Annotated in this window: 5 protein-coding genes and 2 pseudogenes; 4 read left to right on the forward strand and 3 right to left on the reverse strand. The window is 68.4% G+C overall.

The features are described 5' to 3' along the window. Positions 1-55: 55 nt before the first annotated feature. Positions 56-778 (reverse strand): VOC family protein, encoded by a 723-nt coding sequence (locus tag ABT114_RS49695; protein WP_351153814.1) that lies wholly within the window; start codon positions 776-778, stop codon positions 56-58. 204 nt (positions 779-982) lie between these two features. On the opposite strand from ABT114_RS49695, the pseudogene ABT114_RS49700 reads away from it, so the two are divergent. Beyond that, a pseudogene (locus tag ABT114_RS49700) lies at positions 983-1,309 on the forward strand (helix-turn-helix domain-containing protein); the annotation flags it as partial. Positions 1,310-1,921: 612 nt separating this feature from the next. On the opposite strand, the gene ABT114_RS49705 reads toward ABT114_RS49700, so the two are convergent. Together ABT114_RS49705 and ABT114_RS49710 are read right to left on the reverse strand one after the other, a co-directional pair. Continuing rightward, entirely contained in the window at positions 1,922-2,668 is a 747-nt protein-coding gene (locus ABT114_RS49705) for an SDR family NAD(P)-dependent oxidoreductase (protein ID WP_351153816.1), read from the reverse strand. 84 nt (positions 2,669-2,752) lie between these two features. Beyond that, complete coding sequence (locus tag ABT114_RS49710) at positions 2,753-3,367, reverse strand: acyl-CoA-like ligand-binding transcription factor (protein WP_351153819.1); 615 nt, start codon at positions 3,365-3,367, stop codon at positions 2,753-2,755. 121 nt (positions 3,368-3,488) lie between these two features. Here ABT114_RS49710 and ABT114_RS49715 point away from each other — a divergent pair, with 121 nt between their 5' ends. From ABT114_RS49715 to ABT114_RS49725, 3 genes and pseudogenes are all read left to right on the forward strand, one after another. Beyond that, complete coding sequence (locus ABT114_RS49715) at positions 3,489-4,427, forward strand: zinc-binding dehydrogenase (protein WP_351153822.1); 939 nt, start codon at positions 3,489-3,491, stop codon at positions 4,425-4,427. 509 nt (positions 4,428-4,936) lie between these two features. Continuing rightward, positions 4,937-5,347, forward strand: a pseudogene (locus ABT114_RS49720) (ATP-binding cassette domain-containing protein); the annotation flags it as partial. After that, on the forward strand, positions 5,344-6,465 hold the full coding sequence (locus tag ABT114_RS49725; protein ID WP_351153825.1) for an aminotransferase class V-fold PLP-dependent enzyme: 1,122 nt from the start codon (positions 5,344-5,346) through the stop codon (positions 6,463-6,465). The pseudogene ABT114_RS49720 and the gene ABT114_RS49725, both read left to right, overlap by 4 nt. Positions 6,466-6,621 lie beyond the last annotated feature (156 nt).

A 6,621-nucleotide genomic window follows, 5' to 3' on the forward strand; every position in this document is an offset into this window, starting at 1 on the left:
GCGTGTTTCACAGGCGAACGCCTGTGAAACACGCGGTCACCCGACAACAGCCCCGCTATCGGGGCCTCTGCACGGAGAACTCGTTGCCGTCGGGGTCGAGCATCAGCACCCGGACGCTGTCGCCCTCGCCGATGTCGGCGCGCGTCGCGCCGAGCGAGATCAGGCGGTCGACCTCCGCCTCCCAGTCGGCGTCGGCGGGGAGCGCCAGCTCGAAGTACAGTCTGTTCGTGCCCGTCTTCGGCGCCACCGGAGGACCACCCCACGTGATCTTCGTACCGCCGTTCGGCGATTGGATCGCGGTCTCCTGGTCCTGGTCCCAGACCAGCGGCCACCGCAGCGCCTTGCTCCAGAAGTAACCGACCTCCTGCGTACCGTCGCAGGCCAGCGCTCCGACGAAGCCGGTGTCGGCGAGGAACTTGTTGCCCGCCTCGATTACACAGAACTCGTTGCCGTCTGGATCGGCGAGCACCACATGCCCCTCTTCCGGGAGTTGGCCCACGTCGATGTGTTTCCCGCCGAGTTCCAGCGCCCTGGCCACCGTCTGCTGCTGATCATCCGGGGAGGTGCTCGTCAGGTCGAAGTGCGCCCGGTTCTGGCCGATCTTCGGCTCCTGGCTCGGCAGGAAACGGATGCGGAACCCGGCGGTATCAGGGGGAAGGATCGCGACGTCGTCGTCCGGACCGTCGGCCAACTCCCAGCCCAGGACCCCGGACCAGAACCGCGCTAGGCCCGACGGCCGGGTGGCATTGAAGCAGATCGCGAACAGTTGGCTGGTCATACCCCGTGCATCTCCGATCCACTGACGGTCGATAGGGCGCCTCGCCCTCTCCGCGAGCGCAGCCTAGGGGTGGCCGTGCGGCACCCGCATCCGAGTTTCCGTCGCGGGGGAGCCCGGTCCCCCGCAAGATGACGATCGTGCGGAACGGCACCGTCGTCCACGGCACCGGCTGAGCCAGCCTGTCGGCTGTGAAATGATCTTGATGTGGGTAGTGTGATCACTGCGTCGGAGCTGTCCTGGACAGCCCCGTTGACCGGTCTGAGTCCACGGTTGTTCGGCAAGCTGGTGACCGTGCTGCGCAGTGAGGGCGCTGATGCGACGCGGCGGGGCAGGCCCTGGGGCCTGCCGCTGGAGGACCGGGGCCTGCTGGTCGCCGCGTACTGGCGGACGAACCTGACCTTGCGGCAACTCGCACCTCTGTTCGGCGTATCGAAGTCCGCCGTCGGCCGGATCATCGATGACGTCGGCCCGCGCCTGGCGCTGGAGCAGCGGCGCCGCTACCGCAAGGACACCGCGCTGATCGTGGACGGCATAGTGCGGGTGGCCTCGGCGTGCCGGTCGGCGGGTACGCCGAAGGCGGCGCTCTGCAGCGCGGTGAGCTCGGACACGCCCGGGTAGCGGACGCCGTCGAAGGTGACGGGGCCACTCCGGGACGCCCAGACTCGCGTAGTACGAGACCACGCACTTACTCACACCGGCAGCCCGGGCGGCGTCCATGAACACGGCCATCATCACGGCGCTGTCCTCCCCCTGTCGGATCAGCCAGCTGACGGGTCCCACCTCGCGGACGTCGAGTTGCGGTATGACGTCCACGAGGGCTTGCAGGTGAAGGCGGGCCACGGTGGAAAGAGCCGGGGTTGTCCGATCCCGGCCCGGGGACACCGGGGAGGCGCCCTGTCGCGGCCGGTGGACCGGGGTCCCGGCGCAGGAGGCACTTGAGGGCCGCCCCTTGCCGGGGCGGCCCTCAGGACAGGCCGGTCCGGGCCGTTGTGGCAGCGGGCGCCAGCCCTTTGCCGTGCCTAGTGGCCGTCGTAATCTTCCTGCCCTTTGGCCATGGTCCCGGCCTGGGAGCCGTGGTAGGTCTTTGTGACCGTGAGGTTAGTGCTCAGGGCCGAGCTTCTCGGGATTCTCGCAGCCGGGACGTCAGTTTGCGGACATGCCTGCGTCGATCTTGTGCTCCGCGCCTGTGATGTATGACGACTCATCGGATGCCAGGAACAGCACCAGCGAGGACACTTCGTCCGCTTCCGCGAGCCGTCCGAGGGAGATCTGTGCCAGCGCGTCGCCACCGCTCTCGTCGGTCGCCTCGACCATCATCGGTGTGTTGATGAAGCCCGGGTGCACGGAGTTCACGCGGATGTTGTCGCGCCCGTATTCCTGTGCGGTGGCCTTCGTCATTCCCCGGCTCGCGAACTTGCTCGCGACGTATGCAAGGCTCGGGAACCCGTAGTTCGCGCGCAGTCCCGCCAGCGACGAGATGTTCACGATCGACCCTATGCCCGCACGCTGCATCGACGGGATGACCGACTTCATGCCGAGGAACTGCGAGTGCTGATTGATGGCACAAACCCTGAGGTAGTCGTCCTCCTCGAGGTCCGCCGTCTTGGCGATCGGTCCCAGGATGCCCGCGTTGTTCACGAGCACGGTGACGTTGCCGAACGCCGCTTCGGTTTCATCGACGACGCGCTTCCAGTCGTCGAGCTTCGTGACGTCCTGCACCGTGTACCGCGCGTTGTCGCCGAGCTCCTTGGCGAGCTCGCGGATGGCGTCCTCGTTGACGTCCGTGAGGGTGACCTTCGCCCCCTCTTTGATGAAGCGGCGTGCGTGCGAGGCACCCATGCCCCGTCCCGCGCCAGTGATGATCGCGACCTTGCTGTCCAGACGACCCATGAGGAGGACTCCTTCGTCCATGCGGAGTATCCGACTTTCGGAACTCGGTCCCAAAAATACACTCCGCGTCGCGCAGTCCGCCGGTCAGCCCCGCGATGTGCCGTCGAGGACCGCCTGGAACGCGTCGGTGACCGGACGCAGTGCGTCGTCCAGCTCGTCGATGTCGACCGCCTCGTCCGCCGCGGCCCACCGCCTGAGCATCGCGACGTAGGCCGCCTGCACGGCCCCGCCGATCGCGGCCGGAACCGGAGCGCTCGCATCGAGCCCTGTGCGCTCCCCTACGTACCCGCTCACCAGCTCGGCCCACATACGCCAATGCGCAGCAGTCTCCGCGACGAGCGCGGCGTCCCGGTCGAGCACCCGGAAGCGATCGAGCCACGATTCCGGTGCCGCCGCCTGGGACAGGCGCGTCGACTGGACAACCGCCGATCGCACGGCCGCCATGACGGGCGCGTCGTCGGCGTCATGGAGTGCTGATCGCAGTCGTTCGACGGCACGGTCGAACTCGCCCCACACGATCCCCGCCTTCGAGCCGAAGTAGCGGAACAGCGTCGAGCGCCCGACACCGCCCGCGGTCATGATGGCCTGCAGCGTCGTTGCCTCGTAGCCGTCACGGAGCAGGAGCTCGAAGGCGATCTCCTCGAGCGCCTGGCGGGACGAGGCCGGTGGTCGCCCGCGGCGAGGATGGGAGGTAGTCATGATCCGAGCGTAGGGCAGAGTATTTTTGGGACGAGGTTCCAGTATGGTTCCGGGGGCCGATCACACACGCGGCTCATCACACCGGCTACCCGCCGGGAGACAAGTGTTCAAGGAGCAGACGATGCGCGCATGGCAGTTCACCGAAGTCGGAGCACCCCTCACCCTGAACGAGGTGCCGACACCGACGCCGGCCGCGGACGAACTCGTCGTGCACGTCCGCGCCGCTGGGCTCTGCCACAGCGACGTCGGGTTTCTCGACGGCACACTGACGCCCCTGCTGCCGTTCCGTCCGATCACGCTCGGTCATGAGATCGCGGGCGTCGTCTCCGCCGTGGGATCGGACGTCACCCAGTTCACCGTCGGTCAGAAGGTCGTCATCCCCGCGGCCATCGAAGGACCGGGCACATCGAAGAATGGCGGGTTCGCGGACGAGGTCGTCGTCCTCGAACGACTCGTCGTCGCGCTGCCGGAGGGGGTGCCGTTCGACCAGGCGGCAGCCGCCACTGACGCAGGTCTCACCTCGTACCATGCGGTCTCTGTCCAGGGGAAGGTTTCCGCCGGCTCCCGGGTCGGGATCATCGGCCTCGGCGGGCTCGGCTTGCTCGGCGCGCAGGCTGCGCGCGCACTCGGCGCCACGCTGTTCGTCGCCGAGAAAAACGAGCGCGTTCACGACTTGGCACACTCACTCGGCGCCGAGAAGGTCGCCAACGACATCACCGACTTCGCCGGCGCGGGCCTCGACGTGGTCATCGACTTCGCCGGCTTCGGGACGACCACCGACGGCGCGATCCACTCCGTCCGCCGGGGCGGCCGGATCGTCCAGGTGGGCCTCGGCCGCGCCCGAGCCGAGATCGACCTACAGGCGCTCACCCTCAACGAGGTCGAACTCGTCGGCTCGCAGGCCGGAACGAAGGAGGACTGCGCAGCGGTGCTGGACCTCGTCGCCGAAGGCAAGCTGTCCTCGCACATCACCGGAATCGGGTTCGACGAGATCGCCGACGGGATCGGCCGGCTCGAGCGCGGCGAAGTCATCGGGCGGCTGGTCGCCACGTTCGGATGACTTCAGCTCGTTGAGTCCCGCTGGTCATCGACGCCGCGAGCTGACGCCGAGCGGGGACTGGCGGCGTGGCTCGGTCATGGGGTGATTCGGGTGAGCGGTTGACGTCAGGCGGGTTGGGCGGGCCGGGGTCGGTTGACGGAGTGTGCTGCGGTACGCGTTCGAGGTGGCTCAGGCCCCTGTCGGTGTCGGCGAGTCTCAGGAGCCGGTCCCGCTGTTGCCTTCGCACCGACTCCGAGCGGAAGCTCGAGATGCTGGCGAGTACCTCGGTGAAGCTTTGGGTCACCGCCCCGAGCAGGCTGGGCAACAGGATGAGGACCGCGAACCACCACGGGGTATCGCTGATCGCCGTCAGGCCTGCGGCGGCGAGGCCGCTGAAGGCGTCAGGGCTGCGGGGTGCGGTCATGGTCGGAGCTCCAGGAGGCGAGGCGGCACGGCAGGGGTTTTTCACCCCTTGGTGCACCGGGTGGGGGGCAGGACAGCAGCAGGGCAGGAATCCGTTGGCGACGACTGTGGCGGGGCGGGGGGCTAGCTGCGCCGCCGAGGCCGTCGAGATCCTTCAGCGCGTGGGCCTCGGTGACAGAGTCGACGCGTGCCCTGGGCAGCTCTCAGGCGGTCAACGGCAGCGCGTCGCCATCGCGCGGGCCGTCGCGATGAAGCCCCTGTTCCTGCTCTTTGACGAGCCGACGTCGGCGCTCGACCCCGAGTTCGTCGGGGAGGTACTGCGCGTGATGAGCGACCTGGCGTGCGACGGCATGACCATGCTCGTCGTCACACACGAGATCGCGTTCGCCCGAGAGGTCGCTGATCGGATTGTATTCTTGGCCGACGTCGGCATCGTCGAGGAAGGCACGGTCGAGCAGGTGATAGGGCCCCCGCGCGAATTGCGTACCCGACAGTTCCTCCAGCGGGTGCTCGCGTGACGGCAGAACTCGACGACTACCTCGCCTCCTTCGCCGAGCCGACCGGATACCTTAACTTCGGCAGCTACGGACCACCGTCGCGCGCGGTCGTGGAGACGATCGGCCGGCTCACGGCCGAGGCGAGCGCCGGTGTTCCCTCGGCGGGACTGCATGCGGAGGACGAGAATGCTCTCGCGGCAGTCTCGCGCCTTACCGGGTTCGACCGTAGCGCGGTGGTGCTGACGCCCAGCACGTCGCTCGGCCTCCTCCAGATTGCCTTCGGCCTGCCGCGCGGCGCGGTGCTCGTCAGTGGTGCGGAGTTCCCCTCGAACCTGTATGCGTGGTGGCGAGCACAGGATGCAGGGCTCACCACCGTGCGCATTCTGCCTGCCGTGCCCGGAAACGAGCTCGCGCCGGTAACGCCCGAACGCGTGGCAGCCTCCCTCACGCCGGACACCGTCGCAGTGGCGGTCAGCGCGGTCGACTTCCGCACCGGGGTTCGCGCCGACCTGGCCGGCATCCGTTCGGCGATCGGCGACCGCCTCCTCGTGGTCGACGGTATCCAGGGATTCGGTGTCGTCGACGCCGACTGGACCCTGGCCGACGCGCTCGTCGTCGGCGGTCAGAAGTGGCTCAGAGCGGGATGGGGCACGGGCTTCGTGGCACTGTCCCCCCGGGGCCTTGGGCGCCTCCGGCCAATTCTTGGTGGCTGGACCGGTGTCGAAAGGCCCTCGCACTACGACGGCGTGCCCCACGAGCTGCTCCCCGGCGCACAGCGTTTCTCGATGACCAACGGATCGCCGTTCGCATCCGGCGCGCTCGCGACGGCGCTCGCACAGCTGGAATCGGTCGGGATCGCCACCGTCCAGCGTCGCATCGAGGACACGGCGACCGCCTTCATCGACCGACTCCTCGCTGCAGGCATGCCGGTGCTGTCGCCCGTTGCACCGCATGAACGCGCGGGTCTTGTCGTGGTGGGCATTCCGCACGGCGACGCCCCGGCTGTCCACGAACGGCTCGACGCAGCGGGCGTGACCGCAACCGTGCACGGGGACGACCGCATACGTTTCAGCATTCACGCCACCACCACGCCGGCTGCACTCGACGCGGCCCTAACCGTTCTGGCAGAACCCTCATGACCCTCTCCGCCATCGACGTTCCGTGCACACCGACGCCGCCACCACCGCGGTCGGCGCGTACGTAGCTGGCGGAAACGCGAACCGGCCGGCCGCCCGTGCGGTCGCTGCCGTCACAGCGTCTTAGGTGGCGGCTGCGATGTGCCACAGTGGGGCTGG

This window comes from Streptomyces sp. NPDC002088 (assembly GCF_040296605.1).
Classification (GTDB): Bacteria; Actinomycetota; Actinomycetes; order Streptomycetales; family Streptomycetaceae; genus Streptomyces.